At 38.0% G+C, this 26,376-nt stretch carries 27 protein-coding genes and 1 pseudogene; 21 read left to right on the top strand and 7 right to left on the bottom strand.

The window, feature by feature from the left end:
• Positions 1 to 4 precede the first annotated feature (4 nt).
• Both rpsI and AC1F25_RS09640 read left to right on the top strand, forming a co-directional pair.
• The gene (gene rpsI / locus AC1F25_RS09645) at positions 5 to 397 is read left to right on the top strand and encodes a 30S ribosomal protein S9 (protein WP_002287505.1); all 393 of its coding nucleotides are present in this window, start codon (positions 5 to 7) and stop codon (positions 395 to 397) included.
• A 289-nt stretch (positions 398 to 686) separates the two neighbouring features.
• Positions 687 to 1,436, top strand: coding sequence for a helix-turn-helix domain-containing protein (locus AC1F25_RS09640; RefSeq protein WP_229103285.1), 750 nt, complete (start codon positions 687 to 689; stop codon positions 1,434 to 1,436).
• A gap of 39 nt (positions 1,437 to 1,475) precedes the next feature.
• On the opposite strand, the gene AC1F25_RS09635 is transcribed toward AC1F25_RS09640, so the two are convergent.
• Positions 1,476 to 1,964 (bottom strand): hypothetical protein, encoded by a 489-nt coding sequence (locus AC1F25_RS09635; protein WP_087062873.1) that lies wholly within the window; start codon positions 1,962 to 1,964, stop codon positions 1,476 to 1,478.
• Positions 1,965 to 2,175: 211 nt separating this feature from the next.
• Here AC1F25_RS09635 and AC1F25_RS09630 point away from each other — a divergent pair, with 211 nt between their 5' ends.
• From AC1F25_RS09630 to AC1F25_RS09595, 8 genes and pseudogenes are all read left to right on the top strand, one after another.
• Complete coding sequence (locus tag AC1F25_RS09630; protein WP_479994073.1) at positions 2,176 to 4,230, top strand: hypothetical protein; 2,055 nt, start codon at positions 2,176 to 2,178, stop codon at positions 4,228 to 4,230.
• A gap of 78 nt (positions 4,231 to 4,308) precedes the next feature.
• A pseudogene (locus AC1F25_RS09625) lies at positions 4,309 to 4,656 on the top strand (winged helix-turn-helix domain-containing protein); the annotation flags it as partial.
• On the top strand, positions 4,649 to 5,545 hold the full coding sequence (locus AC1F25_RS09620) for a sensor histidine kinase (protein WP_087062871.1): 897 nt from the start codon (positions 4,649 to 4,651) through the stop codon (positions 5,543 to 5,545). The pseudogene AC1F25_RS09625 and the gene AC1F25_RS09620, both read left to right, overlap by 8 nt.
• 195 nt (positions 5,546 to 5,740) lie before the next feature.
• A complete protein-coding gene (locus AC1F25_RS09615; protein ID WP_002335272.1) occupies positions 5,741 to 7,390 on the top strand; it encodes a MutS-related protein in 1,650 nt (549 codons plus the stop codon).
• Between the two features lie 315 nt (positions 7,391 to 7,705).
• On the top strand, positions 7,706 to 8,641 hold the full coding sequence (locus AC1F25_RS09610) for an ABC transporter ATP-binding protein (RefSeq protein ID WP_002310523.1): 936 nt from the start codon (positions 7,706 to 7,708) through the stop codon (positions 8,639 to 8,641).
• On the top strand, positions 8,634 to 9,404 hold the full coding sequence (locus AC1F25_RS09605; RefSeq protein ID WP_479994072.1) for an ABC transporter permease: 771 nt from the start codon (positions 8,634 to 8,636) through the stop codon (positions 9,402 to 9,404). Before AC1F25_RS09610 ends, AC1F25_RS09605 begins: the two co-directional genes overlap by 8 nt.
• 288 nt (positions 9,405 to 9,692) lie before the next feature.
• Positions 9,693 to 10,676, top strand: coding sequence for a tRNA dihydrouridine synthase (locus AC1F25_RS09600; protein ID WP_087062868.1), 984 nt, complete (start codon positions 9,693 to 9,695; stop codon positions 10,674 to 10,676).
• Positions 10,677 to 11,000: 324 nt separating this feature from the next.
• Positions 11,001 to 12,038, top strand: a complete 1,038-nt coding sequence (locus AC1F25_RS09595) for a zinc-binding alcohol dehydrogenase family protein (protein WP_002316877.1) — start codon at positions 11,001 to 11,003, stop codon at positions 12,036 to 12,038.
• 84 nt (positions 12,039 to 12,122) lie between these two features.
• On the opposite strand, the gene AC1F25_RS09590 is transcribed toward AC1F25_RS09595, so the two are convergent.
• Both AC1F25_RS09590 and AC1F25_RS09585 read right to left on the bottom strand, forming a co-directional pair.
• Entirely contained in the window at positions 12,123 to 12,446 is a 324-nt protein-coding gene (locus tag AC1F25_RS09590) for an AzlD domain-containing protein (RefSeq protein ID WP_002310520.1), read from the bottom strand.
• Positions 12,433 to 13,140 carry an AzlC family ABC transporter permease gene (locus tag AC1F25_RS09585; RefSeq protein WP_002310518.1) on the bottom strand — a complete coding sequence of 236 codons (708 nt, stop codon included), beginning with the start codon at positions 13,138 to 13,140 and terminating at the stop codon, positions 12,433 to 12,435. Before AC1F25_RS09585 ends, AC1F25_RS09590 begins: the two co-directional genes overlap by 14 nt.
• A 354-nt stretch (positions 13,141 to 13,494) precedes the next feature.
• On the opposite strand from AC1F25_RS09585, the gene AC1F25_RS09580 reads away from it, so the two are divergent.
• From AC1F25_RS09580 to AC1F25_RS09550, 7 genes are all read left to right on the top strand, one after another.
• The gene (locus tag AC1F25_RS09580) at positions 13,495 to 13,665 is read left to right on the top strand and encodes a hypothetical protein (protein WP_253248157.1); all 171 of its coding nucleotides are present in this window, start codon (positions 13,495 to 13,497) and stop codon (positions 13,663 to 13,665) included.
• A gap of 147 nt (positions 13,666 to 13,812) precedes the next feature.
• Positions 13,813 to 14,487: an Rgg family transcriptional regulator gene (locus AC1F25_RS09575; RefSeq protein WP_244843298.1), complete on the top strand. Its 675-nt coding sequence runs from the start codon at positions 13,813 to 13,815 to the stop codon at positions 14,485 to 14,487.
• 558 nt (positions 14,488 to 15,045) lie between these two features.
• On the top strand, positions 15,046 to 15,339 hold the full coding sequence (locus tag AC1F25_RS09570; protein ID WP_002310516.1) for a WXG100 family type VII secretion target: 294 nt from the start codon (positions 15,046 to 15,048) through the stop codon (positions 15,337 to 15,339).
• A gap of 222 nt (positions 15,340 to 15,561) precedes the next feature.
• Positions 15,562 to 16,026 (top strand): MarR family winged helix-turn-helix transcriptional regulator, encoded by a 465-nt coding sequence (locus AC1F25_RS09565; RefSeq protein ID WP_002310476.1) that lies wholly within the window; start codon positions 15,562 to 15,564, stop codon positions 16,024 to 16,026.
• The gene (locus AC1F25_RS09560; protein WP_002310475.1) at positions 16,010 to 16,639 is read left to right on the top strand and encodes a nitroreductase family protein; all 630 of its coding nucleotides are present in this window, start codon (positions 16,010 to 16,012) and stop codon (positions 16,637 to 16,639) included. The genes AC1F25_RS09565 and AC1F25_RS09560 overlap by 17 nt, the downstream gene beginning before the upstream one ends.
• 352 nt (positions 16,640 to 16,991) lie before the next feature.
• Positions 16,992 to 18,470, top strand: coding sequence for an ABC-F type ribosomal protection protein Msr(C) (msr(C), locus tag AC1F25_RS09555; protein ID WP_087062864.1), 1,479 nt, complete (start codon positions 16,992 to 16,994; stop codon positions 18,468 to 18,470).
• Between the two features lie 46 nt (positions 18,471 to 18,516).
• Positions 18,517 to 18,963: a DUF2798 domain-containing protein gene (locus AC1F25_RS09550; protein ID WP_002310470.1), complete on the top strand. Its 447-nt coding sequence runs from the start codon at positions 18,517 to 18,519 to the stop codon at positions 18,961 to 18,963.
• A gap of 200 nt (positions 18,964 to 19,163) precedes the next feature.
• Here the strand turns inward: AC1F25_RS09550 and AC1F25_RS09545 are convergent, their stop codons facing one another.
• Positions 19,164 to 19,679, bottom strand: a complete 516-nt coding sequence (locus tag AC1F25_RS09545; RefSeq protein ID WP_002310468.1) for a PadR family transcriptional regulator — start codon at positions 19,677 to 19,679, stop codon at positions 19,164 to 19,166.
• A 116-nt stretch (positions 19,680 to 19,795) separates the two neighbouring features.
• On the opposite strand from AC1F25_RS09545, the gene AC1F25_RS09540 reads away from it, so the two are divergent.
• Together AC1F25_RS09540 and AC1F25_RS09535 are read left to right on the top strand one after the other, a co-directional pair.
• A complete protein-coding gene (locus AC1F25_RS09540) occupies positions 19,796 to 20,998 on the top strand; it encodes an MFS transporter (protein WP_002320448.1) in 1,203 nt (400 codons plus the stop codon).
• Positions 20,999 to 21,248: 250 nt separating this feature from the next.
• Positions 21,249 to 21,575 carry a hypothetical protein gene (locus AC1F25_RS09535; RefSeq protein WP_479994071.1) on the top strand — a complete coding sequence of 109 codons (327 nt, stop codon included), beginning with the start codon at positions 21,249 to 21,251 and terminating at the stop codon, positions 21,573 to 21,575.
• Positions 21,576 to 21,691: 116 nt separating this feature from the next.
• Here AC1F25_RS09535 and AC1F25_RS09530 read toward each other — a convergent pair whose 3' ends face one another.
• The 3 genes from AC1F25_RS09530 to proB form a co-directional block, all read right to left on the bottom strand.
• On the bottom strand, positions 21,692 to 22,036 hold the full coding sequence (locus AC1F25_RS09530; protein ID WP_002310463.1) for a hypothetical protein: 345 nt from the start codon (positions 22,034 to 22,036) through the stop codon (positions 21,692 to 21,694).
• A gap of 75 nt (positions 22,037 to 22,111) precedes the next feature.
• A complete protein-coding gene (locus tag AC1F25_RS09525; protein ID WP_479994070.1) occupies positions 22,112 to 23,359 on the bottom strand; it encodes a glutamate-5-semialdehyde dehydrogenase in 1,248 nt (415 codons plus the stop codon).
• Entirely contained in the window at positions 23,356 to 24,162 is an 807-nt protein-coding gene (gene proB, locus AC1F25_RS09520; protein ID WP_002344833.1) for a glutamate 5-kinase, read from the bottom strand. Before proB ends, AC1F25_RS09525 begins: the two co-directional genes overlap by 4 nt.
• 229 nt (positions 24,163 to 24,391) lie before the next feature.
• On the opposite strand from proB, the gene AC1F25_RS09515 reads away from it, so the two are divergent.
• On the top strand, positions 24,392 to 24,919 hold the full coding sequence (locus tag AC1F25_RS09515; RefSeq protein WP_087062859.1) for a dCTP deaminase/dUTPase family protein: 528 nt from the start codon (positions 24,392 to 24,394) through the stop codon (positions 24,917 to 24,919).
• A 62-nt stretch (positions 24,920 to 24,981) separates the two neighbouring features.
• Positions 24,982 to 26,352 carry a DNA repair protein RadA gene (radA, locus tag AC1F25_RS09510; protein ID WP_002293096.1) on the top strand — a complete coding sequence of 457 codons (1,371 nt, stop codon included), beginning with the start codon at positions 24,982 to 24,984 and terminating at the stop codon, positions 26,350 to 26,352.
• The last annotated feature ends 24 nt before the right edge of the window (positions 26,353 to 26,376 follow it).

The raw sequence follows: 26,376 nt of genomic DNA, 5'->3' as shown, positions 1-26,376 counted from the left end.
TTCATTGGCACAAGTTCAATATATCGGCACAGGCCGTCGTAAAAACGCAGTTGCTCGCGTACGTCTAGTACCAGGAACTGGCAAAATTACTGTAAATAAAAAAGATGTTGAAGAATACATTCCACATGCTGACTTGCGTGAAGTAATCAATCAACCTTTCGCTGTTACTGAAACAAAAGGCGCATATGACGTATTTGTTAACGTAAACGGCGGAGGATACGCTGGACAATCAGGAGCTATCCGTCATGGTATCGCTCGTGCATTGCTAGAAGTTGATCCTGACTTCCGTTTAGCGCTTAAACGTGCTGGCTTGCTTACACGTGACGCACGTATGGTCGAACGTAAAAAACCAGGTCTTAAGAAAGCTCGTAAAGCTTCACAATTTTCAAAACGTTAATATTATTCGAGCAAAACACACCTTCTATTTGGAAGGTGTGTTTTTTTTGATTATGAAAAAATACAGAGCGAGGCGTAAGCAGAGTAAAGTAGTTTTATTTAATGGATGCGACTTCATTTGCTTATGAGTACTAGTTCAATTCTATCACTACAAGGCACTTTCAAAATTTGGAGAGTGTCAACTAATAGAAATAAAAAATGTATGTATTTTTTGCCAAAGTCAATTTTTCCTCTTTACTATGATATTATTTGATTGGTATATGATTGAAGTGGACAAGAAAGGAGTACAAATGTTTATCAATAGTGTAAATGATGCTGTTTTTTCTTGCCAAGCGTGTGTGAATGTCTATGTGTTAAAGTTGTCTAGAACTTATTTTATTCCTGTTGATGTTTTATTTATAGACCAGAGAAACAGAGCATGGGAATTAAAAAAGAAGTACTTTGAAAAGCAGATAAAATCTAAAGTGAAACAAAGGCAATTGATTGTTGCATTCAATGAAATAATTGATAAGGTGATTTTAAGAAGAGAGAAGCAACATTTTCAGTTCTCACTATTCAATCAACATTTTTTAATACGGGTAGAAAAAATAGAGGATAAAGAACATTTGATTATTTTAGGTCCTTTCTGTACGAGTGAAACTATTCAGTCCCATATAGTTCTACGTAAATGTATTCGTAAACTAAGAAAATTCTATTCCAAAAAGGTCAATAAATATCTGTACTTAGTGATAGATGAAATATTGGCTACTGAGAATTTCTATAGACATTCTTTAGGATTTTGGGCGAAGAAAATTGGGTATGATTATTCGTATTTAAGTAGAGAATTCAAGAAATATGTTGGCTGCTCATATAGTTATTATCGAGAAAAGTATAGAATTGAACATGCAAAGAATGACTTACTTATGACTCAGTTATCTATCGAAGAAATTTCTAACTTTTTAGGTTTTTATGATTCAAGTCATTTTTTTAATAGTTTTTTTAAAGAAGAAAGAACTTCACCAACTTTTTTTAGAAATCGATATAAAAAATTAAATAAATAAAGGCTGGAATATTAATCCAGCCTTTATTTATTGTGTTGATTAAAAAATATAGTAAGAAGGAGCATGTCTTAAACTATTTGAACCTGTAACGCGTGCAGTACGAGTTTGTCCGGCATTACCAGTGACATGATTAGCTTTAATCACTGTTCCATTTGAGTTTAGTAGCACGGCTGAAACTCGATAACGACGTGTACGATGATGAATAGTTGAGTTTAGTCTTACGTTTCCCCAAGCAACAAAAGGAAAACCATCTGTTGAAATTGTCCAAAAGCCCCAAGGGAAATGAGTTTGTCGTCTAGATAAAGGATCATCTGTGCTATTGCTTTTTTCTAACAAAATTTCATTTGAAACATCAAGAACTCTTCCGTTTTCATCAAAAACAATGCTTCCGCTATTTGGAAATGACTCTGTTATTGGCATTGTTAGTGCATCATTTTGAAATCCAACTTCATCAGCATTTACTGATACAGGCATAGCAAGGGACAAGAGAGTAATTGCAACAAACGATACAGAAAAAATTTTTCTCATAATGCAGAGCACCTCTTTCTTTTTGTGGAAATAGATTATTCCCACATTTAAAATACTATGAGGTTAGCCATATTTTCTATGTAATATCATGACTATATACCTATATCTATTTGTAATAATATGACTTCTTAACAAACATAGATTGTTGAATGTTTAGTGTCCATCTATACTTTTAATTGACTAACTACGTTAAAAACAAGGAGTTTTGCCGATGACTAATATAGTATTGAAAAAAATCGTTTTGCTGTTGTCTATACTCTCAAGTCTTGCATTGGCTGTTGCCATTAGGAATGTGAATAGGGAAGAAGATTTCCAAAAAAAGGTAAACACGGCCGAGTATTTTACACCGTTCAGATTTCCAGAATTTATCGTAGATCCACAGCAAGAAACTAGGGTTCTAGAAATACTTGAATCAGTCTCAGAAAAATTGAATGTAAACTATATGGCAAAAGTTTCATTCTATGGTGTGAGAGACCATACCTTTTCTGAAACAGGAGAAATCTCTTTTGATCGTTTAGGTGAAACACATACATTTTTTCTTTCCAAGCAAACAGAAACACATCTTTTGAACAATTTTTACATAGAGCCTCAAATAATCAGTGAAAAAAATTATTTTGCATCTGACCTAGAGAAATATCCAGATGCGGAATATTTAGAAAACAGACAATTGAAAAACGAAGATTTTTTTATACTACCGATACAAATGGCTGAGGCGCTAAATCCAGCTGATTTTTTTGTGGAAACGAAAGATCAAAAAACTCTAGATAGGTTCCTATCAAAATTATCTGATGAATACAATCTCTCCTTTGAGACAGCGTACGAACCAACATCTTTTCAATATGAGAGTGACATAGAAACATTTGCGCCATCTCGAACATTAGAAGCATCTACTTTTGTGATATTTACTCTTTTCTATAGCCTTTCCTTGATTTTATGGATACTAGAGAACAATAGACACATTGCGATCTATCGTTTAAATGGTTTAACTAGTAGAAAAATTTTAAAAAGATTATTATTAAAAGAATTAGTCATCCTTTTTCTCTTGAATCTATTGGTAGCTTTCTTCTTTGTCCTACATTCAGTGAATCATTTGTTTGTGCTAGTGCAACTGTTCTTGCTTATTTTTAGTCTAATCATTTCTTTTTTTGTGATTGATTTACTAGGCAATCTTTCATTGAATAAGCAACTAAATCGCCAAACTTTTGGTAAAGGATTCTTTTATACTATCTATTCTGTCAAAATGTTGATTTTATTTTTTAGTGTGGTACAACTTGTTCCGTTAGCTGAATATGCTCGCACATTCGTTACACCAGAAGCAGTACCTGAAGAAATAAAAAATCATGCCGTTTTCTATCCAAGACTTGGTGGCAATGAAGCGACTTTGACAGATCTTTCTCAAGATATGAGAGGATTAGATAAAACAAAGTTGCTTTCGCAACTGTTGGATGATGGAGCAATCGAGGTTGATACAAGTGCTTATTTTGAAGAAGAGAATCCTTTGATCCATCAATCTATTTATGTAAATACAAACTATTTAGACAAGTATCCGCTCATCAGCATAACAAATCAGCCTATCCAAATTGATAAAAATGAGGATCGAGAAATCATATTAATCCCAGAACGAATGATGCCCGATTTTGTTCAACTTCGTTCTTGGTTTTTGAATGAAACGAATCCTGATAGACGAACAAAAAAAGAAGAGGATGTTTTGTTTTATACCATCCAAGATGAACAAGAAATCTTTGCCTTTGACCAAGAACAGGCAATCATCATCAATCAGCCGAATATCATCCATGTATTCACTTTGAACAATCTACCCATTTCTCATAGAAATATTCTGACAGGAAATAGTTTTGCTGAACCATTAAAAATTCCATTGATTGGGACTGCACAAGAAACCTATGATAGATATCTTCCGTTATTGAAGGAAGCAAGATTGGAAGACAACTTTCCTTTTTTGATCCCAATGGAACAGTTAAGGAAAACAGAATTGCAGTTGATTTATTTGTGGGACATAAGACAAAGGATAACTGATTTATCGATTACTATTTTATTGGTTATTGTTTTGATTACCTATTCCACACTGAGCTATTTCCGCCTTTATCGGCAAAAATTTGTTGTTTGGCGGTTAAATGGTGTTTCTTTTTTCAAAACTTATAGAAGAATTTTTCTGTTGTTTGGCTTACAATATCTTTTGTTTTTTATCTATGTAGCTGTCCATTCATTTAGGATAACGGATGTTTTTATTTTTCGTTATACATACTAATCGAATGTATTGTGCTGTTGTCTACATTTTTTTTAATCGAGAAAAAACAGAACAGATTATGTGAAAGTAAATGATTTTTTACGAATCGGCATCCAACTTCGTCATCAGACTTCTGTCCAAGTAAAAGATCTGTCGCAACGCATCTATTACAAGGAAATCTTACTGGACAAAGAGTCAAGGGAGGTAAATGTGAATGGTGTGGCTGTCCATTTGACAGGAAGAGAATTCGATCTGCTGAAGCTTTTTTTAGAACATCCGAAAAAAGTATTTTCGCGAGCAAACCTTTATGAAACAGTTTGGCAAGAACCATATTTTGATAGTGAGAAAACAGTGAATATGCGTATTTCCAATCTTCGAGGGAAACTAGCAAAGGCATATGCTGTGTATATTCATACGGTGTGGGGAGTGGGGTTTAGATTTGATTAAGTGGCTATTGCTTCTCGTTGTTATCTTTATGGGAAGTTTTATTTTCTTCCTGCAAAGGGAAATCAAGCGATTGACTAAGAAAATCGCCACTCTTTCTGAACGACAAGAATATGGTGGTCGTCTTTCAGTCGAATTTCGAGAAAAGAATCTAATGGACCTAGTAGATGCACTGAATACATGGGTGGATGAAAATGAACAAAAAGGACAAGTATTTCAAGAAATGGAAGAAAACATCAGACTATCGATCGTCGGCCTTTCTCATGATCTCAGAACTCCTCTGACTGCTATTAACGGTTATGTACAATTACTGGAACAGGTAGAGGATACGGAGAAACGGGAGAAGTATCTAACGATCATCAAACAATCTGTTGCAAGATTACTCAGTATGACGGATCAGTTTTATGATCTTGCTCGAATAGAGACGAAGCAAAAAGAAATGGATCTCCATACGCTTTCTTTTTCTAAAGAGGTGGAAGAAGTATTTTTCTCTTTTTATGAACAATTTTCTGTAAAAAATATCGAGGTAGCGTTCGCTGAACACTCGATAAATACAACGGTATTAGCAGATCCGCTCATGTTGTTGCGAGTGCTGCAAAATATCATACAGAATTTATTGCGCTATGCAGATGGACAAGCAAAGGTGACATTTTCAAAAGAGGATCCATTCATTCGATTAACAGTGGCCAATCCTATCAAAGCAGGAGCGCAAACCTCTGTTGAAAAAGTCTTCCAGCGTTTTTATACAGAAAATACCAGCCGCACAAATACGGAATCTAGCGGAATCGGGCTTTACCTGTCAAAAAAATTGGTGGAAGGAATGGGAGGAGAGATGACCGCTAAATTAGACAGGGGCATCTTCTCCATCTCCGTCAAGTTGCGGAGGGTTTAATTGGCTCTAATTTACCTGAAGTGAATGACAAAAAAATTGTATCTCGTTTTAAAGACATCTTCTTTTTTGGAAGGTGTTTTTATTTTGGTGTGATTGATACGAATTAGGTAACGAAGACAGTTATTTTTGTACCCCCTTTTCAAATAGCGCAACAGTGCTATACTAAAGCTAACAAATAAAGGAACGGAGAGGGATATGAATCAAAGAGAATTTATCGTTTTAATTATTATTGCAGCTGTTATTTTATTAGTTGCTTTAGACATTTTTTCACGTTTGAAATTAAAGGAAACAGTTCGTAGCAAATGGGGAAAAATTCCTTATCAACCGAGATTTGATAAAGAAGAAAGCTTGAAGGAAGCATGGCTCACGGAGAAGAAGTTCCGTTCATGGGATAGCGAAATCGATGATCTTACTTGGTATGACCTAGATATGTTCGAAGTATTCGAAGGAATCAACAGTACCTATTCTAGTGTAGGTTCAGAAGCGTTGTATCAACGTTTACGCAGCTTTGATTTTGGCGAAGATCAGCAGTTAGAAAAACTGATTGCTTTTTATCAGGAAAATCCTCAACTGAGAGAAAAAATCCAATATCAATTCGCTCGTTTAGGAAAAAAAGATCATAATTTTGCAAAACAATATCTAGCGGATGGAAAAAGTAAAAAGATTGGACGCGTAGGTTTATTTATTTTTCTTGGCTTGCTTCCGCTGGTGGGTGTAGGTTTGCTTCTTTTAGGTCAAGTACTAGGAATCTATTTGGCAATCGGTGGGTTAGTATTCAATACGGTCTATTATCTAGTGAAGAAACAAACACTAGAAACAGAGCTGAATAGCATGAGTTATTTGGTTTCAACGATTTCAGCCGCCAATCAGTTAGCAAAACTGCCGACACCACTTCAAGAAGAGCTGAAACAGCAAACTAAACCATTAAGAGACATCCCAAAATTAGGTTTTTCATTTCGTATGAAGAGCGGGAGTGAAGCAGAGTTGATTTTTGAATATGTCAACATCATGTTCATGCTGCCATTTATCTCCTATCATTTCGTTCTCACTAAATTAGAAAAGCATTCAACTGAAGCCATCAAGCTGTGGGAATTGCTGGGAGAACTGGAAGTAGCCGCTGCAATATTGAATTACCGTACTTATATGCCCATCACTTGCCGTCCGGAATTTACTGAGGGCGGTGTGACAGCGAAAGATATCTATCATCCATTGTTAAAAGAAGCGGTAGTGAATCCAGTCAACTGGCAGAAGAATACATTAGTCACGGGTTCCAATGCATCAGGAAAATCTACGTATGTCAAAAGTATAGCTATCAGCTGTATTCTAGCACAGACGATCCAAACAGCGATTGCAGAACAGTTTACCCTGCAATCTGGACATGTGTTGACTTCCATGGCAATCGAAGATGATTTATTTGAAGGCGACAGTTATTTTGTTTCAGAAATCAAATCGATCAAACGTTTGTTGGATCAAGTGGCTTCCAAAGAACGCTGCTACTGCTTCGTAGATGAGATTTTAAAAGGGACAAATACGATTGAACGGATTGCTTCTTCCGCTTCAGTCGTTCGGTGGCTTGCGGAGTATCCATCTTTAGCATTTGTCGCCACACATGATATCGAATTGACAGAGATTTTAAAGAATTATTGTGAGAATGTCCACTTTGAAGAACAAGTAACAGAAGGAAAAGGAATCAGTTTTGATTTCAAATTAAAAGAAGGACCTTCAAGGACCCGAAATGCGATTGCTTTGCTGAAAGTTTTGGATTACCCAGAGACTTTAGTAGAAACCGCAAAAACGGAAGCCGCGTCATTTGATGAAAAGCGGCAGTGGCATGTATTGGGATAGGCGAAGTGATCGAAAGTATTTATTGGATCAAAAATCATGGCTTTTGCTTCTGCCGTTTATACGTGTTTAGAGCGTGAGACAAAAGTGTTCTTTACTTTTGTCTCACGCTCCTTTTGTTGCATATATGAATAGTAATCCTTTATCTTCGATTTGTTTTTTCTGAAAAGGTTGTCTGACTTCGTCCGATTGATGTCTTTCATTAGGAGATTTTCCTGAGCCTAGCAACCTGATTTTTCTCTGGAACCAAGTTGTTTTTTCATCTGCTGTATTCCATGATACAATAAAGAATCATGTCTATAAGGAGATAGGAAATAAATGGCAAATGCGCTTGAAATAAATAATTTGAAAAAGGTTTATGGAAGTGGGGTCGAAGCATTGCGAGGAATCGATCTTTCCGTGAAAGAAGGAGATTTCTATGCGCTATTAGGACCAAATGGAGCTGGAAAGTCTACAACGATCGGAATCATTACTTCTTTAGTCAATAAAACATCTGGAAAAGTGAAGGTCTTCGGTTATGATCTGGATACGGATCTAGTCCGAGCAAAGCAACAGATTGGATTAGTCCCGCAAGAGTTCAATTTCAATCCCTTTGAAACGGTCCAGCAAATCGTCGTGAATCAAGCAGGTTACTACGGTGTCTCTCGCAAAGAAGCGATGAAACGTAGCGAAAAATATTTGAAGCAGTCCAATCTCTGGGAAAAGAGAAATGTCCGTGCACGTATGCTTTCCGGGGGAATGAAGCGAAGACTGATGATTGCTAGGGCATTGATGCATGAACCACGTTTGCTGATCTTGGATGAACCAACAGCAGGAGTCGATATTGAATTGAGACGCGAGATGTGGGAGTTTCTACGAGAATTGAACGAAAATGGTACAACGATCATTTTGACGACGCATTATTTAGAAGAAGCTGAAATGCTTTGTCGTAACATCGGGATCATCCAATCAGGTGAACTAATCGAGAATACTAGTATGAAAGAGCTTCTATCCAAACTGCAATTTGAAACATTTATCTTTGATTTAGCGCCATATGAGACCAAACCTGTGATTGAAGGATACGCTTGTACATTTGAAGATGAACAGACAATCGCTGTCGAAGTTGAACGAAATCAAGGGGTGAACGGAATCTTCGATCAGCTGACAAGACAAGGAATCAAAGTTCTTTCTATGAGGAATAAGTCGAATCGTTTAGAAGAACTGTTCTTGAAAATCACAGAAGAAAATGATCATACGGAGGAGAAAAATGTTTAATCTTTATTTTACTGCATTAAAAAGTTTAGCTATCAAGGAAACGAACCGCTATTTGCGTATATGGGTCCAAACACTGGTTCCACCAGTGATCACGACATCCTTGTATTTTGTTATTTTCGGAAAAATGATCGGTGGTCGGATCGGTGACGTGGGTGGTTTTTCATATATGGAATTCATCGTGCCTGGTTTGATTATGATGTCTGCTATCACTAGTTCGTATGCCAACGTTTCTTCGTCCTTCTTCTCTCAAAAATTCCAGAAAAATATCGAAGAAATCTTGGTAGCACCTGTTCCTACGCATGTGATTATTTGGGGCTTTGTGATTGGCGGAGTGGGTCGCAGTATTCTCGTCGGCTCTCTCGTAACGATCATTTCCTTGTTCTTTGTACCACTTCATGTGTATTCATGGTTCATGGTCATCATTACATTATTGATGACGGCAATCTTGTTTTCGTTAGCAGGACTGCTCAACGGGATTTTTGCTCAGTCTTATGATGATGTATCAATCGTGCCTACATTTGTCTTGCAGCCGTTAACTTATCTAGGTGGCGTTTTCTATGCCATCTCTATGTTGCCGCCATTTTGGCAAGCTGTATCGAAAGTCAATCCGATTGTTTATATGATCTCCGGTTTCCGTTACGGATTCCTTGGAACGATCGATGTGCCAGTAGCAACATCGATGATCGTACTTGTGTTATTCATCGTTGTTTTGTACGCTGTTACTTGGTATTTGATCAATAAAGGAAGAGGATTGAGAAGTTAGAAAGAGGTTGTGAAATCAGCGTTTTGATCTGAGTATTAGAGAAATAAACGGGAAAATAGCTCCTCATATTTTGTCGTTTGTTGAGCGAATACCGAGGAGTTGGCAGGAGAACACCATTTATTCCGGAAAATGGACTGTGATAAGATTTTTGTCACAGTCTTTTTTGTTCAATCAGAAACATCTTTTAAGCTGTTCACTTTGCTTCTTTTTTTGTTTCCTAGTATAATGACAATGTTTTTGAGAAAGATTGCGACTTCACTGCTTGATAGAATGGAGAGTAACAAATAAATGACTACTAATTTTTGGAAAGAGCTGCCAAAGCCTTTTTTTGTTTTAGCACCAATGGAAGATGTAACAGATGTTGTATTTCGCCATGTCGTAAAGCATGCAGCAGCACCGGATGTCTTCTTTACTGAGTTTACAAACTCAGACAGTTTCTGTCATCCAGATGGAAAAGATAGTGTACGAGGAAGATTGACCTTTACAGAAGATGAACAGCCGATGGTTGCCCATATTTGGGGAGACAAGCCAGAATTTTTTAGAGAAATGAGCATTGCTATGGCAGAAATGGGCTTCCAAGGAATCGATATCAACATGGGCTGCCCAGTTCCTAATGTAGCAGAACGTGGAAAAGGCAGTGGCTTGATCCTTCGTCCAGAAGTAGCGGCACAATTGATTGAAGCGGCTAAAACTGGTGGTTTGCCTGTCAGCGTCAAGACGCGTATCGGCTATACGGAAATGTCTGAGATGGAAGAATGGATCAGTCACCTGCTTCATCAAGATATAGCCAATCTTTCTGTCCATTTGCGTACGCGTAAAGAGATGAGTAAAGTAGATGCACATTGGGAAGTCATTCCTAAAATCATTGCTTTACGTGACCAAATCGCTCCGCAAACACTAATCACGATCAATGGAGATATCCCCGATCGCCGGACAGGAGAAGAATTGGCTGAAAAATATGGCGTAGATGGCATCATGATTGGCCGGGGGATTTTCAAGAATCCTTATGCATTTGAAAAAGAACCGAGGGAACATACAGAAAAAGAACTGATTGGCCTACTTCGTCTGCAACTAGATCTGCAAGATCATTATTCAGAAATCATCCCGCGTTCGATCACAGGACTGCATCGTTTCTTTAAAATCTATATCAAAGGATTTCTTGGAGCAAATGACTTGCGTGTTCAGTTGATGAATACGAAATCTACCGATGAAGTACGAGAGATCTTAGACACCTTTGAAAAAGAACATCCAACACTTTTCAGTGAACGATGATTTCTTGCTTGAACACCGCGAATCAGAGGTTGTGAGCCTGCCGTTTAACTCTGAGTTACAAGGAGCAATTTCAAAAAATAGCTCCTCATATTTTATGAATATTGTAACTTGTGACCGAAGAGTTGGTAGGAGAACACCGTTTATAAGAGGTTGTGACAAAAGTCTTGTCGCAACCTCTTTTTTAACCAAAAAAGTGCAAATAGTTTACTTTAAGTAAGAGAATAATTATGATGGATAAAAAAGGTGGAACAAATAACATACTATATATATTGAAATGAACACTGTATGGATGCTCCAACTTGATGAAGCTAAGGAGGAATTCGTATGTCAGAAAAGGAATTAATGAAGGTAGTCGGTTTTTATGAAGGGTTGCCGATCGATGATCCCAAAAGCTTTATGGATGAAAAAGAACAGGTACCTGTACCCAGTCCACAGGATCTTCTGGTAAAAGTCAACGCAGTATCTGTCAATCCTGTCGATACGAAACTTCGCCAAGATAATGGGATAAGAAATGCTTTGCGTATCTTAGGGTTTGATGGGGTCGGGAAAGTCGTTGCTGTAGGCGATGAAGTGCAAAAATTTTCTGTCGGGGATCGCGTGTTTTATGCAGGTACAACAACAAGAGCAGGAAGCAATCAAGAATACCAACTGGTTGACGAACGTATTGCCGCTCTTGCACCGAAAAATCTGTCAGATGAAGAAGCCGCAGCGTTGCCATTGACTTCATTGACCGCTTATGAATTGTTATTTGAAAAATTTGGTCTGATTCCAGAAGAAAATGCCAACCGCGGGAAAAAAATCTTAGTGATCAACGGAGCTGGGGGCGTCGGTTCGATTTTGAATCAACTAGCGCATTGGGCTGGTCTAGAAGTCTATGCGACTGCAAGTCCGAAGAATTTTGAATGGCTGAAAAAAACAGGTGTAGACTATCCAATTGATTATCATCAAGACTTAAGTAAAAGTTTTCGTGAATTAGGAATCGATCAAGTAGAGTATGTCGCTGTATTATTTGATATTACCCGCTACTTTGATCAGATCAAGCACCTTGTCCGACCATTTGGACATGTGGGAACGATCGTAGGAATCAAAGAGCCGTTAGACATAGGTGTTTGGAAAAACCAATCTATCAGTTTCGACTGGGAGTACATGTTCGCTAAAACAGACTATAACTATGAAATCGAAACGCAAGGAGAAGCTTTAGCGCACATTGCTGCTTTAGCAAACGAAGGGATTATCCGTAGTACATTGAGCAAGGTCTATTCAGATGGGATCAATGCGAAGAACTTGAAACAAGCAACCAAAGACGTAGAAACAGGACATATGTTAGGAAAAGTCGTTGTTAGTGGTCCGTTCAACGGATAAGTAGGAATACGCCGATTTTCTTCTTATCATAAATAAAAACAAGAGCTCATGACAGTAATTTGCCATAAGCTCCTGTTTTTTTATTTATAATAAGCGAATCAATGAAAGGGAAAGAATACCTACCAAGACGATCACCAATAAGCTTTTTGAAAGAATAGCAGCTAAAAGCGTAGGAACTGAAGCCAAAGCATTTTCGAGATTAATCTGCGGCAGATGTCCGATGTTTTGGGTAAATAGACTGCTGAACCATAAAGCAGACATAATGACGATTGGGACAAAACTTAAATACTCAAGCAACGGTCGCGGTAAGTCGAATTTTTTCAGTAAGACAAACGGTAGGACCCTAGAAAGCCAAGTCGCTAGAGTACAACCTAAAATAGTCAGCAATGTAAATTCAAAAGAAGGCATGTTTGATCCACACCCCCAATCCGCACCCAATCAATGTTACAACTACAATCACTAAGTTGCTTGGGATAAAAATCAGTCCGACATATACCAGAATCAAAGTGAGACCAATCAGGATCAACTGTAATCGTTTAGAGGTGTTTCTATCAGAAATGACTTGAAGATAAAGTAAGCCGATAAACATAGCAACGATGGCGAAATCCAAACCAAACTTTTTCGGATCAGTAATAAAATTACCTAAAAGTGCGCCAACAAGAGAAGAACCCACCCACGTCAAATAAGAAATCCAATTAGCTGTATTCATCCAACGAAAATTTAACTTTTGTCCAGTATAGTTCAATTTATTCATTCCCAGTGCGAAACTTTCATCTGTCAGCAATGTGCCAATCAGCAGATTTTGAAGCAGCCGATTTTTCTTGAAATAAGGGGCAATCGTCATACTCATCAAAATCATTCGGGAATTGACTAGAAAGGTCGAGAGAACGATGGAAAGCAGTGGACTATGGCTAGCAAGCATGCTGACTGTGATAAATTGGGCGGAACCAGCATAGATCAGCAGGGACATCAACGTGACGACTAGCGGATGAAACCCGGCAGCTTTCCCAACGATACCAAATGCAAGTCCAATACCGATATAACCAAAAACGGTAGGTAACGTGTCTTTGATCGCAGTTTTTATATCTAATTTTTCATCCAATAACAAAACTCCTTTAGCACGACATAAATTTTCATAATTGTCGTCAAACTTGTGAATATTCTAAATTTTTGTTCAACGTTTGTCAATGGTAAATAGTTCATACGAGGGGAATACTTAGAAGATAAAATTCTACTAGAAAAAATAAAAATGAGTATATTTCATATAGCAAAAATAAAATAACGTATTATATGTATAATTATACCGCTTGTTCTTTATCCCTTAATGGATTTTAAAATTATAAAACAACTATTATGATTAAGTTTTTTTAAAAATACTGGTAAATGAACAATTGGTTTTAACAGCGATGATATCATGAAAAACAAGGAACGTCTTACGAAAAAATGATTTTTAGAAATGAAAAATGAAGATCAGATGGATTGGTATATGTTATTTCATACAAAATCATGTTGCGATTGTTTTCAACTGAAGGAGAGCCATATTTATAAAGGAGTTGGCAAAATGGAAGTATGGGAGATCATCGAATTTGTTCGAAAGCAAAAAGGTATCTCCGTAGCAGAATTATGAGGAAAGGAAGTCAGCCGATCCGTTTACGAACGGTTTGTAAAAAATCAAGCAGACACGACAGTTAGCAAATTTTCATATTTTTTACAAAAACTCAATCTTGGTTATGATGAACTGAGGATATTCGATTATCCGCCGGAAGTGGCAAACATGGACCGGATGATGAAAGAAATGGTTTTAGCATTTATGAATCAAGATAAAGAAGAATTACAACATTTGATCAGCCTGTGCGAAGAAAAAGGAGACATCACTCAAAAGGAGAGACATCTAGCTAGTTTATGTAAATTACTGATTGCTCGTATAGTAGATGAGCCAATTGCTGTTGCTGATTCAGAAGTTTATCAGTATCTGATTTATGCACAGACATGGACGAACTATGAGTTGGTGTTATTCAATCATTGTATGTATGCTTTTGATCCATTCTTTATCGATTTAGTGTTAGATAAAGCATTAGTCAGTATTTCCGCTTATCAAAACAGCAAGGATCGAAAGAATGAGAGCTTTCGGATGCTGGCAAACGCGATTATCCATTTTATCCAGCAGCAACAACGCGGACTAATTTGGAAATATATCTCAAAACTTGAAGCAGTCTTTTTAGAAGAAGATATGTTCTTTGAACGAAATCAGTATTCCCTACTCACTGGAATCTGGGAGATGATCAAAGGAAATGAAAAAGGAAGACAAAAAGTAAACCAAGCGTTGCAGATTTGTCAGCAACTTGGTGCAACGAAATATCATAAAATGAATCATGATCTTTTGAGAAATGTAGAAAGAATCTATGAAATCGATTTTCAATTAGACGAATTACTAGTAGTAGACAAATAAAAAGAGAGACAGCCGAGGTGTTACATCAAATACCTTGGCTATTTTTTTGCATGAAAAATATCAAAAGAATAATGAGACAATAAAAAATCAAATCAAAAAAATTTTTTCAAATATTTACGTACTTAATAAATGGGAGAATATTCACCACATATAAAACGAAGGAGGATCATCTGCATTTACAAGAAGGAATATTCGTTCCGGATAGAAAAAAAAGGAGGATAGAGGAGTATTGTCAGGTAAATATTAGCTGTTTTTTTATATTTTTTTGAGAAAGAACATAAAACATTAAAATATCAGCTAGTTTTTAAGAATTATTTCAAAGTGATTTGTAATAAACTTAAAAAGGTCATACTTAGAAAAATATGTGTGATTAGAAATAATTTGTATAGTTATTTTTCTTGGATTTTTGACCAGTCAAAAAAGGAGGGAGAAAGAGGTAAAATAACACATCGTATACGACACATGATGTGCGTGAATGCTACATTTTGACCACATAGACAAAAAATAGTTTATGATGTACGCGTAACAAAAAATAACTTTTTATTAGGAGGAACAAACATGGCAGGAGCAATTGCAGTCACACCCGAACAGCTTAAATCACAGGCAAAGGTCTACCAACAGGCAGCATCTCAAATCCAAGATGCGATCAGAAAGGTCAATTCCATGAACCAACAAATCGCTCAACAATGGAAAGGGCAAGCCTTCCAAGCATATTTAGAGCAATACAATCAGCTGGAAGGAAATGTCAAACAGATGGAGCAGTTATTGGAAAGCATCAATCAACAGTTGAACAAGTATGCTGACACTGTGGCAGAGCGGGATCGTCAAGACGCTGGCTCATTTGGATTTTAAGCAAATGGAAGAGGCGGTGAGAACCCTCATCGCCTCTTCCTTTCAATAGGGGCTTTATTGTTCTTTCTTTTCATTCTACAAGAGATTTCTTTTATTTACACTCATTTCTATTGAAAGCCTTTGTTTTTTAATTTCACAGCTGATTCTTTGACTTTTTTCTTTTTTTATTCTATTATTGACAAGTCAATCGTTGACTAGTCAATTATTGGAGAGGAGGAAATTATGTCTTTAGAAGAGATTAGCCACCTTTTATATCAAATCAAATTAGCCGATCAAAAAATCGTCCAGATCTTTGAGGAAAATATCGGTATAAGTCTTACTAGATACGAGATCATGATGAGACTGAAAGAAGAAAATCCATTGCTGCAAAGCAGTTTGCAAGAAAAGTTGCAGATTGATCAAGGAGCAGTTACTCGTCATCTGAAGGTTTTAGAAGCAAACGGGTATGTTTCGCGTCAGAGAAATCCTCAGAACAACCGGGAAGTTTACGTAGCACTGACAGAAAAAGCCCAGCAGAAAATCGAGCATTGTGAAATGGACCATAAAGATACAGGTTCCGTGCTGTCCCCAGCTTTCAGCGATGTAGAGATGAAGCAATTCCTAACACTTTTAGATAAATTGAATACCCAACTTTGCAATATAACAACAGAAACGAAAGAGGTTAATAATAATGGAACAAAAAAATGATTTTTCAACAATTATGACTGGTAGAAGATCCGTTCGCGTATATGATGAAACATACAAAATCCCACACGAAGAAATGCTGGAAATGATCAAAGAAGCGACGACTGCTCCTTCTTCTGTCAATATGCAACCATGGCGCTTTGTAGTCGCAGAAAGCGAGGAAGCAAAAGAAATCTTGCGTCCTTTGATCCGTTTCAATACGAGACAAAATGATACTTCTTCTGCAATGGTCATGATTTTTGGCGATATGCAATGTTATGAATATGGCGAAGAAATCTATAACCAAGCTTACGAATCAGGGAAGATGCCAAAAGAAGTCAGAGATCAACAATTAGCTGCGATCATTCCTTATTACAAGAGTTTTTCAAGAGAAGAAATGAACGATGTAGTCAAAGTCGATTCTAGCTTAGCGGCTATGCAATTCATGTTAGTTGCACGTGATCATGGCTATGAAACAAATCCAATTGGTGGCTTCGAAGCAGATCAGTTGGCAGAGGCATTTGGTTTGGATAAAGACCGCTATGTTCCAGTTATTATTTTATCAATAGGAAAAGCGGTAGAAGAAGGTTACGAGTCTGTACGTTTAGCACCAGAAAAGATCACTACGTTCAAATAAAAGGTTTTCAGTTACTGTTCAGTAGCTATTGCTTTTTTTGAATCGTGTGTGGTAACCTAATAAAAAAGGAGGTCGGAAAAATGACTGCATCGATGAAATTACGTTTTGAACTTTTGAATAACAACTAAATAAATTCAAAAGACATGTATAAACAACAATTTCATGGGTGGAGTATGTCCATTTTTTCGAACGACAGTAGAATAGGTGAAAGCTATGACAGATTTGATGATTTAGTCATAGTTATTTCGTTCAGAGTAGGAAAAGATGTTATGCAGTTTTTTTGCAAACAGATTTTTCTGCTCTTTTTTAGTATCGATATTGTTGTTTTACATGAAATAGGAGTGTAAAACATATGGAAAATTTAGCAGTAAATATAACAAACCTGCAAGTTCGTTTTGGTAACCAGTTAGAATTATCTATTGATTCTCTTCGTGTCTATCAGCAAGATCGGATAGGAATCATAGGGGAAAATGGAGTCGGTAAAACAACGTTGCTGAAACTGATAGCCGGTGAACTTATCCCCAATCAAGGGAAAATCCAAACAGAGATCACTTTCAACTATCTGCCTCAATTAACCTATCTTGCTGAGGCAAAGGACCTAAATTTGGAATTAGCCAGTCATTTCCAGTTGAAACTGGAAGAAACTTCGGAACGGAAATGGAGTGGAGGGGAAGAACGAAAGATCGAGTTGATACGTCTTCTTTCTTCTTATGAACAAGGGATGCTTCTAGACGAGCCGACAACCCATCTAGATAGAAAAAGTATGGATCGACTAATTGAAGAGCTTCGTTATTATTATGGCACGCTGATTTTTGTTAGTCATGACCGCTATTTTCTAGATGAGTTGGCAACGAAAATCTGGGAAGTAAAAGACGGAGAAATCCGAGAGTTTCCGGGGAATTATAGTGCCTATCTCACTCAAAGGGAATTGGAGAAAAAGACTCAGCTACGAGAAGCAGAGTCGATCATGAAAGAGAAAAAACGATTGGAAAAATCGATCCAAGAAAAGAAAAAACAAGCGGAAAAGTTAGAAAAAGTGTCCAGTAAAAAGAAAAAGCAACAAATCAGACCGGATCGGTTGTCTTCCTCTAAACAAAAAGACAGTGTACAAAAAGCCATCCAAAAGAATGCGAAAACATTAGAGAGAAGACTCCAAAAAATAGGAGAAACAACCAAACCGCAACAGATGAAACAAATCCGTTTTCCAGTACCAAAATCTCTTGAACTCCACAATCGTTATCCAATCATGGGACAAAATATCCAATTGGAAAGAAGCGGAAGAACATTACTGATAAATAGCGATTTTCAATTTTCTTTAGGTAAAAAAATCGCGATTGTCGGCGAAAATGGATCAGGTAAGACAACTTTATTGGAACATATCCGCAAACAAGGAGAAGGAATCCTTCTCTCTCCGAAAGTAAGCTTTCAAGTATATCAGCAAAAGGATTATCAAATGACATCTGAAGAATCCGTCATTCGTTTTGTCATGAGACAAACAGAGTTTTCGGAATCACTTGTACGCAGTTTGTTGAATCATTTAGGGTTTGCTCAGGAAACTCTGACGAAACCGTTGTGTACGTTAAGTGGGGGAGAAGCGACTCGTTTGACGATTGCTTTGCTTTTTACTAAGCCAAGTAATGTGTTGCTGTTGGATGAACCGACTAATTTTATTGATGTGGCAACGATCGAAGCTTTAGAGCAGCTGATGCAAGTATATCCGGGAACGATTTTGTTTACTTCACATGATTCCTACTTTGTCGAGCGTACGGCTGATGAAGTTTATGAAATAAAAGGGCAGAAAATAAAAAAAGTACTTACGAGAAATTTTTAAATGTGCTACGATGATTTTCGTGACAAATTTAAAGGAGTGGTACAGATTGCCTACAAATAAAAAAGAAGGAATAATTTTTACAACAATGATGTGTTTTTTGATGGTCTTGGGAATGAGCGCGTATAATTTATGGTTGCATCAAGATCTTCATTTATCAAGTTTATTGATTGGTCTAGTGCCTGGATTCGTGGTGGCTTTCATTTTGGATGTCTTCATCATCGGTGTGCTGGCGAAAAAAATTGCCTTTAAACTACCAGTAAATCCAGAAAGCAAGATCCAAATGATCTTAACTATTTCCTGCTTGATGGTTTTAGGAATGGTCACATGTATGTCTTTGTTTGGTGTGATCATGGAACAAGGAATACCTGATCAATTATTCTCTGCTTATATGAATGCTTGGAAAATGAATGTGATTGCCGCTTTACCGTTGCAGTTGATTATCGTTGGCCCACTTTCAAGAAGTGTGTTGAAAGCCATTCAAAGCAATGAATAATGGTACACTGTTTATTTGAAAAAAAGGTTGTGACCTGCTTTTTGTCACAGTTCCTTCAATGCAGTTCTAGAAAGAAAAATGATCCGAACGATAGGTTTTTGCCTGTCTTTCGGATCGTTTTTCTTTTTCAGCTGTATCGTTCTTTTAGTGAAGATGATTCGTTGCTTAATAGATAAATCTAGAAAGGTTCTGTTTATCCATTACTCAAAAAACGGCTGCATTTGTTCTCTTACTTGCTGACACCATTGGAGTTCCTGCTGACAAAGCATGATTCGACGCTGGATCACAACATAACGTCCAAATTCTTGTCTCTTGTCTAGCGAGAGGTCATTCAATTTTTTTTGATTTTTTTGCATGATTTTGTTCAGTTGTTGTTCTCTAGTGAATAGCAGTCCAGTAGCTGTTGTTTTGTCGAGTGTCGAAAAAGCATAGATTTTTGCTAAAAATTCATCTTTTTGCGTAGGAGCTGGGGTCTCCTCTTTGATCCATTCCTCTACAAGGGCACGTCCTTCATCAGTCAAGTGGTAGATCTTTTTTTGAGAATGCTCGTCTTTGTCCAAAACGGTCACATAACCCTGCTGGTCTAACTTGGCAAGCGTCGTATAGATTTGACTGTGATGAGCTTCCCAAAAAATCGTGATCAGCTGCTTCAATTCATACCCAGAACGCGGTTTGGATAAAAGCACGCATAATAATATATAGGCTAAAGTATTCATAAAAATCCTACCTCTCGTCTTATTTTCTTTATTATATCACAGTAAAGTTTCCATGTTTTACATGTGCATATTGACATGTAAAACAAATCATGTATGATGCTAATAGAGAGAAAGGGATGGAAATATTGGAGAATCAAATAGATATACAAGAACAAACAAATGAAGAAACAAAGGGGAAAAGTTCGGCGCTAGTTGTGGCAGCTACCTGTATGATCGCTTTTATGGGAGTGGGCCTAGTAGACCCGATTTTAAAAACGATTGCTGCACAGTTAAACGCTACGCCAGCTGAAACGACCCTGTTATTTACTAGTTACATGCTAGTCACTGGTGTGGTGATGCTATTTACAGGTTTCTTATCTAGTCGGATTGGCTTGAAAAAAACATTGATGACCGGATTGTTTATCATCGTTGTATTCGCTGGTCTTGGTGGATTATCTGGCAATATCGGTATGTTGATTGGGTTACGTGCTGGCTGGGGTGTCGGGAATGCTTTATTTGTCTCTACTGCTCTAGCAACGATCGTCAGTATTTTAGTCGGTAACACAGAAAAAGCAATCATGATGTATGAAGCAGCACTTGGCTGCGGAATGGCAGTTGGTCCTCTAGTCGGTGGAGTCTTGGGCAGTGGTTCATGGCGTTATCCATTTTTTGGGGTAGCATTTTTGATGTTTTGCGGCTTTATAGCCCTAGCGGTACTTTTACCTGAAACTGAGAAACCAAAGAGAAAAGTAGGCCTTTGGGAAGGTGTCAAAGCGTTAAGCAATCATAAACTTCGTTCAGTTGGACTGATCGCATTGTTATATAATTTCGGATTCTTTACTTTACTTGCATATGCGCCCTTTTTATTGATTGGCTATTCTGAATTAGAAGTCGGTTTTGTATTTTTTGGCTGGGGTGTGCTTCTGGCTATTGCTTCGATTTTCGTTGCACCGGCTCTTGAGCGGAAGTTTACGACTTATCGGACGATTTTAGCTGCATTTGTCTTATTCATTATTTGTTTGCTGTTATTAGGAGCTGGTACTTCTATGCCAGTCCTTGTACCAATCAGTATTGTGTTAGCAGGATTTTTCCAAGGGATCATTAATACATTGTTGACGACGATTGCTATGGAAATACCCGGTCTGCAACGAAACGTTGCTTCTTCTAGCTATAGTTTTGTCCGTTTTTTCGGTGGAGCTTTAGCACCATTTATTGCAGGTGTGATCGGCGAACATATTGGTGAAAGCTATGCGTTTTATTTTGCAGGTGCCATTGTTCTTATCAGTGTATGTTGTATCATTTATCACCGTAATTATTTTGCTACAAATGAAGAAAAATAAGAAACTAAAGGTTGTGAAAATGCTGTCCTGCCTCAAATCATAAGAACAGCCAAACAAAAACAGCTCCTCCTATTTTTCGTTTGGTTGGACTTATTACCGCAGATGCAATCTTTTGAACACCGTTTATTTGGAAAAAGGGAATGTGACAAAAATCGTGTCACATTCCTTTTTTTTCTCAAAATAATGTAACTGGAAAATTTTTAGTAGGTAAGCTAAAATTCATTTAAGAAAAAGAATGGGGGGATAATAGATGCTGGAAGAATATTTTCAGGAAGTCGGGTTGACACTCGTTGAATTACCCATTGAATTTTTAAATGATCGGTTGATTTATCGTGGCTATATCAAAGAATTGCCAATGATCAACGCGGAAGGTGAAACTAGAAAAGCGATGCAGCAAAAAATAGCTGGTATATATCAGATGTATCGGGAACAGCTATTGGCAGAATCAGCGGAAGAAGAAAAAGAAAAAACGATGGACTTGTCCATGGATGAGCTGCTTCGTTATTATGATGGCGAAACATTTGACGGATTTTCGCTTCTTAACGAAGAAGAAACAGATTTACCAGGCAGCTGGTAGGAGAACACCGTTTATATGGGAAAAGGGGCTTTGACAAAATCTTTGTCAAAGCCCCTAAAAAGTTCGGCAGTTTTTTGCCGGTGTTCAAGGCACCCTACTTATCATACGGACATTTTTTAGCGGAAAGTCCGATTCAAGTGGTTTTTATTCAGCTGATATTTATAAGATAAGTGAAAGATCCCAGCAATCAGCAACGTAATCGTATAGGCAATTGAATGATCGAAAAAAGAATAGTAATTGACTCCAGCTAACAGGCATAATGCAACCATGTAGCTGATGTGTAAGCGAGCAACCAAACCTTTTGGACCAATTTTGTCAAAATACTGCGCCCATTTTTCCCGTTGACCCCCTATGCTTCGTTTCTTGAACTGAAAAAAAAGGGATAAAATACCGACTCCTAGAAAAGCAGCGATATTCAGAGAAATAAGGTAAATAAAAAAAATCATTAAAATTTCAAACATATTGACACCTTTCTAATTGGATAGAACCTTTACAGTAAAAAGGCAAAAGGCGGGAATAATGTTTCACACGAAACATTATTCGCGGATTTGTCCATCGCCATAAATGATATATTTTGTGGAAGTCAATTCATTTAACCCCATTGGACCACGGGCATGCAAATTTTGAGTAGAGATACCGATCTCTGCACCAAAACCAAATACCGATCCGTCTGTAAAACGAGTGGAGGCATTGACATAGACAGCCGCCGCGTCCACTTCATTCAAGAAACGCTGACTAGCCGAATAGCTATCTGTCACGATTGTTTCTGAATGTTTGGTGTTATGTCGGTTGATATGCGCAATTGCTTCGCTTAAAGAATCGACTACTTTGACGGCAAGGATATAATCCAGATATTCAGTATCCCAATCTGCCTCTTCTGCTAAAGCAGCTGTCTCTAGATATTCTAACGCACGAGCATCCGCACGTAAAGAGACGCCGTGTTCTACCAGTTCTTTTTCAATGGCTGGTAAGAAAAAGGGGGCGATCTCAGAATGGATCAGTAATGTTTCTGCCGCGTTGCAGACAGAAGGACGGGAAGCTTTTGCATTGACAATGATTTTCACTGCCATAGACAACTGTGCTTCTTTATCGATGTATACGTGATTATTTCCTGTACCTGTTTCAATGATAGGTACCGTTGCCTGTTCTTTGACTCGTTGAATCAATTTTGCTCCGCCTCGAGGAATCAGCACATCTAAGTATTCTGTCAATCGCATCAACTGTTCTGCAGTTTCATGAGAAGTATCATCGACAAACTGGATGGCATAAGGAGATTCGCCAGCACTAAGCAGTACTTGCTGCAATAGTTGGACCAGTAATTGATTCGAGAAGAATGCTTCTTTGCCACCGCGGAGGATAACGGCATTTCCTGATTTGAACGCTAGACTGGCTGCATCAGTCGTGACATTTGGACGAGATTCGTAAATGATACCGATCACGCCGAGGGGCACGCGCTTTTTGCCGATTCTCAATCCGTCGGTGTTCGTCCACATCTCATCTACTTTTCCAATAGGATCGTCTAACGAAGCAATCTTTTCGATCTCTGCAACCATGGCATTGATTCGCTCAGGTGTCAGCTGTAAGCGGTCTTGCATCGTTTCACTGATATTGTTTTCGACTGCTTTTTCTAAGTCCTTATGATTTGCTTCGATGATTGCCTGTTGATTCTTTTTGATGGTTTTCGCCATCTGAACAAGTAGCTCATTTTTACGGTTTGTAGGCATAAGTGCTAGTTGTTGCGCACTATCTTTTGCCTGTTGCCCTAATTGCATCAAATCAGTCATTTCAAGTCCTCCTTAAATAAAGTACCTACTTCTTTTCCTGCAAGAATATCAAAAATGATTGCCGGATTTTTCCCATTTGCTAGAATCATTGCACTGTTTGCTTCAAATATCCTAGAAGCTGCTTTTAATTTACTTTGCATACCGCCTGTTCCAAAGGTGCTACCTGCACCACCTGCTTGTGCCAGAATCTTTTCATCGATTTTATCGATATAGCGATACATCTGAGCTTCGGGATTTGTAGCCGGATTATCTGAATAAAAACCGTCGATATCAGAAAGAACGATCAAAAGGTCTGCCGCGACAAGTTTTGCCATGATTGCTGACAGCTGATCATTATCACCAAATTTGGTCAGATGATCTAATTCATCTACTGCGACAGTATCGTTTTCGTTCACAATAGGAATCGTATCCATGATCAAAAGCTGTTCCAATGTATTCCTCACATTTTTACGACTTTCAGGGTAATCTACCACATCTCTTGTCACGAGGATTTGTGCTGTCTGCTGATTATATACACTGAATCTTTGATTATAGATATTCATCAATTCGGCTTGGCCAACAGCCGCCGCCGCTTGCTGTTCAGGGATCAAAGTCGGACGTTCTGACAAATGTAATTTATGCATACCGACGCCTACAGCCCCTGATGAGACTAGGATCACTTCCTTTCCACGATTTCTAAGATCGGAAAGGACAAAAGCTAACTGATCGATCGCTGCAAGATTGATGTTTCCATTGGGATAGATCAATGTACTTGTTCCTACTTTGACAATAATTCGTTTTGCATTTTTTATTTCTTTACGCATGTGACACCTCAATCAAATATCCACTCATTAATTTCGTTCTATTCTACTTGTTTTGACGAGTAAAGTCATGTAAAAAATAGTTTTTTTGTACAACTTGCAGTTGTTCGGTAAAAGAACGCGTTAATGGTTGACTTTAGGATAGCAGAATTTCTTGAAGAATTTGTAAAGAGAGTCTTTTATAGCCTCGAATATGTTAGAATAGGAGTAGTTTATTTAGGGAGGAAAACCGGTGAGAAAAAGAGGATTTGAAGTTATTTCTAAATATAAAGAGCAAAATATCAATCTACCGCAGCGCGCTACACATCATGCTGCTGGCTATGATTTTGAAGCAGCAGAAGAGGTCGTGATTCCAAGTATCTGGAAAGCAGGCTGGAAAAAAGGATTGGAAACAATCGCAGATGCATTGAAAAAAGACGTATCAGAAAATGATAAACAGTTAAAACCGATCCTTGTGCCTACTGGGGTCAAAGCCTACATGGGAGAAGATGAATTTTTGCAGCTTGCTAACCGTTCAAGCAATCCGTTGAAGCGGTTTTTAGTGTTGACGAACGGCGTAGGTGTGATTGACAGTGATTATTACAATAATGAGGCAAATGAAGGACATATCATGTTCCAATTCACCAACTTTGGTTTCAAGGATGTAGTGATCAAGAAAGGTGAGCGTATCGGTCAAGGGATCTTCTTGCCATTTTTAAAAGCAGATCAAGATCAAACGACTGCTCAACGTCAAGGCGGATTTGGTTCTTCCAGTAAATAAAACGATAAAGAAATTTAAGCTTGATTTAATGTCTCATGGTTAGAATAAGAGGAGGCGGTACAATGGCAAAAAAATCAAAAGTACAATTTGTTTGCCAAAATTGCGGGTATGTGTCGCCTAAGTTCTTGGGACGCTGCCCAAATTGCGGAAAATGGAATACGATGGTCGAAGAAATCGAACAAGATACAACAGACCGCAGAACGCGGACAAGTTTGACAGGAGAAAAAGCGAAACCAACAAAAATCGCAGATGTCGTCCCTAAAAAAGAACCTCGGGTCAAAACGAAATTAGAAGAACTGAACCGTGTGCTAGGTGGAGGCGTGGTTCCGGGATCCATGGTCTTGATTGGTGGAGATCCAGGTATTGGTAAATCCACTTTGCTGTTACAAGTTTCTCAACAATTAGCAGCCATAGGCGGGAAAGTCTTGTATGTATCCGGCGAAGAAAGCGCAGAACAGATAAAATTACGCGCGGAGCGCCTCGGAAGTATCAACACAGAATTTTATCTATACGCTGAAACAGATATGAATGAAATCAGTCGTGCCATCGAACATATCTCCCCTGATTATGTTATTATTGATTCCATCCAAACGATGACGCAGCCAGACATCACAAGTGTGGCAGGAAGCGTCAGCCAAGTAAGAGAAACCACTGCAGAATTACTCAAAATCGCTAAAACGAATGGAATTGCCATTTTTATCGTCGGTCATGTTACGAAAGAAGGTTCGATCGCCGGTCCAAGAATGTTAGAGCATATGGTGGATACAGTGTTATATTTTGAAGGTGAACAACATCATAGTTTCCGAATTTTACGAGCGGTAAAAAACCGATTTGGCTCAACGAACGAGATTGGGATTTTTGAAATGCATGAGCATGGATTGGAAGAAGTCGCTAACCCTTCACAGATTTTCTTAGAGGAACGCCTAGACGGTGCGACTGGCTCTGCTATCGTTGTAGCAATGGAAGGAACACGCCCAATTTTGGTAGAGATCCAAGCATTAGTCACACCTACTATGTTCGGAAATGCTAAGCGAACAACAACAGGTCTTGATTTCAATCGTGTATCTCTAATCATGGCAGTGCTGGAAAAAAGAGCTGGACTACTTCTTCAGAATCAAGATGCTTACTTAAAAGCTGCAGGTGGGGTAAAATTAAATGAACCAGCGATTGATTTAGCTATCGCTGTCAGTATTGCTTCAAGCTACAAAGAAAAAGGAACACAGCCGACGGAATGTTTCATCGGTGAAATCGGACTGACTGGAGAAATCAGACGTGTCAGTCATATTGAACAACGGGTCAAAGAAGTCCAAAAACTCGGCTTCACAAAAGTTTACCTGCCTAAAAACAACTTAGGCAACTGGGAAGCGCCAAAAGGAATCGAGATCGTTGGAGTAGCGACTTTGGCTGAAACGTTGAAGCGTGTGTTCCGCTAAATAATAAATGATTGTCGAAACGGA

The organism is Enterococcus sp. M-BR2 (genome assembly GCF_056612775.1).
This window is presented reverse-complemented; position numbering and strand designations above follow the sequence as displayed.

Coding starts and splice junctions, on each gene's coding strand:
- AC1F25_RS09615 (WP_002335272.1), top strand. CDS start 5,741: ATGAATCAAAGAGAATTTATCGTTTTAATTATTATTGCAGCTGTTATT.
- AC1F25_RS09600 (WP_087062868.1), top strand. CDS start 9,693: ATGACTACTAATTTTTGGAAAGAGCTGCCAAAGCCTTTTTTTGTTTTA.
- AC1F25_RS09610 (WP_002310523.1), top strand. CDS start 7,706: ATGGCAAATGCGCTTGAAATAAATAATTTGAAAAAGGTTTATGGAAGT.
- proB (WP_002344833.1), bottom strand. CDS start 24,162: ATGCGTAAAGAAATAAAAAATGCAAAACGAATTATTGTCAAAGTAGGA.
- radA (WP_002293096.1), top strand. CDS start 24,982: ATGGCAAAAAAATCAAAAGTACAATTTGTTTGCCAAAATTGCGGGTAT.
- AC1F25_RS09605 (WP_479994072.1), top strand. CDS start 8,634: ATGTTTAATCTTTATTTTACTGCATTAAAAAGTTTAGCTATCAAGGAA.
- AC1F25_RS09580 (WP_253248157.1), top strand. CDS start 13,495: ATGAAAAATGAAGATCAGATGGATTGGTATATGTTATTTCATACAAAA.
- AC1F25_RS09640 (WP_229103285.1), top strand. CDS start 687: ATGTTTATCAATAGTGTAAATGATGCTGTTTTTTCTTGCCAAGCGTGT.
- AC1F25_RS09635 (WP_087062873.1), bottom strand. CDS start 1,964: ATGAGAAAAATTTTTTCTGTATCGTTTGTTGCAATTACTCTCTTGTCC.
- AC1F25_RS09540 (WP_002320448.1), top strand. CDS start 19,796: ATGGAAATATTGGAGAATCAAATAGATATACAAGAACAAACAAATGAA.
- AC1F25_RS09590 (WP_002310520.1), bottom strand. CDS start 12,446: ATGCCTTCTTTTGAATTTACATTGCTGACTATTTTAGGTTGTACTCTA.
- AC1F25_RS09595 (WP_002316877.1), top strand. CDS start 11,001: ATGTCAGAAAAGGAATTAATGAAGGTAGTCGGTTTTTATGAAGGGTTG.
- AC1F25_RS09570 (WP_002310516.1), top strand. CDS start 15,046: ATGGCAGGAGCAATTGCAGTCACACCCGAACAGCTTAAATCACAGGCA.
- AC1F25_RS09535 (WP_479994071.1), top strand. CDS start 21,249: ATGCTGGAAGAATATTTTCAGGAAGTCGGGTTGACACTCGTTGAATTA.
- AC1F25_RS09545 (WP_002310468.1), bottom strand. CDS start 19,679: ATGAATACTTTAGCCTATATATTATTATGCGTGCTTTTATCCAAACCG.
- AC1F25_RS09530 (WP_002310463.1), bottom strand. CDS start 22,036: ATGTTTGAAATTTTAATGATTTTTTTTATTTACCTTATTTCTCTGAAT.
- AC1F25_RS09525 (WP_479994070.1), bottom strand. CDS start 23,359: ATGACTGATTTGATGCAATTAGGGCAACAGGCAAAAGATAGTGCGCAA.
- AC1F25_RS09630 (WP_479994073.1), top strand. CDS start 2,176: ATGACTAATATAGTATTGAAAAAAATCGTTTTGCTGTTGTCTATACTC.
- AC1F25_RS09560 (WP_002310475.1), top strand. CDS start 16,010: ATGGAACAAAAAAATGATTTTTCAACAATTATGACTGGTAGAAGATCC.
- AC1F25_RS09575 (WP_244843298.1), top strand. CDS start 13,813: ATGGACCGGATGATGAAAGAAATGGTTTTAGCATTTATGAATCAAGAT.
- AC1F25_RS09565 (WP_002310476.1), top strand. CDS start 15,562: ATGTCTTTAGAAGAGATTAGCCACCTTTTATATCAAATCAAATTAGCC.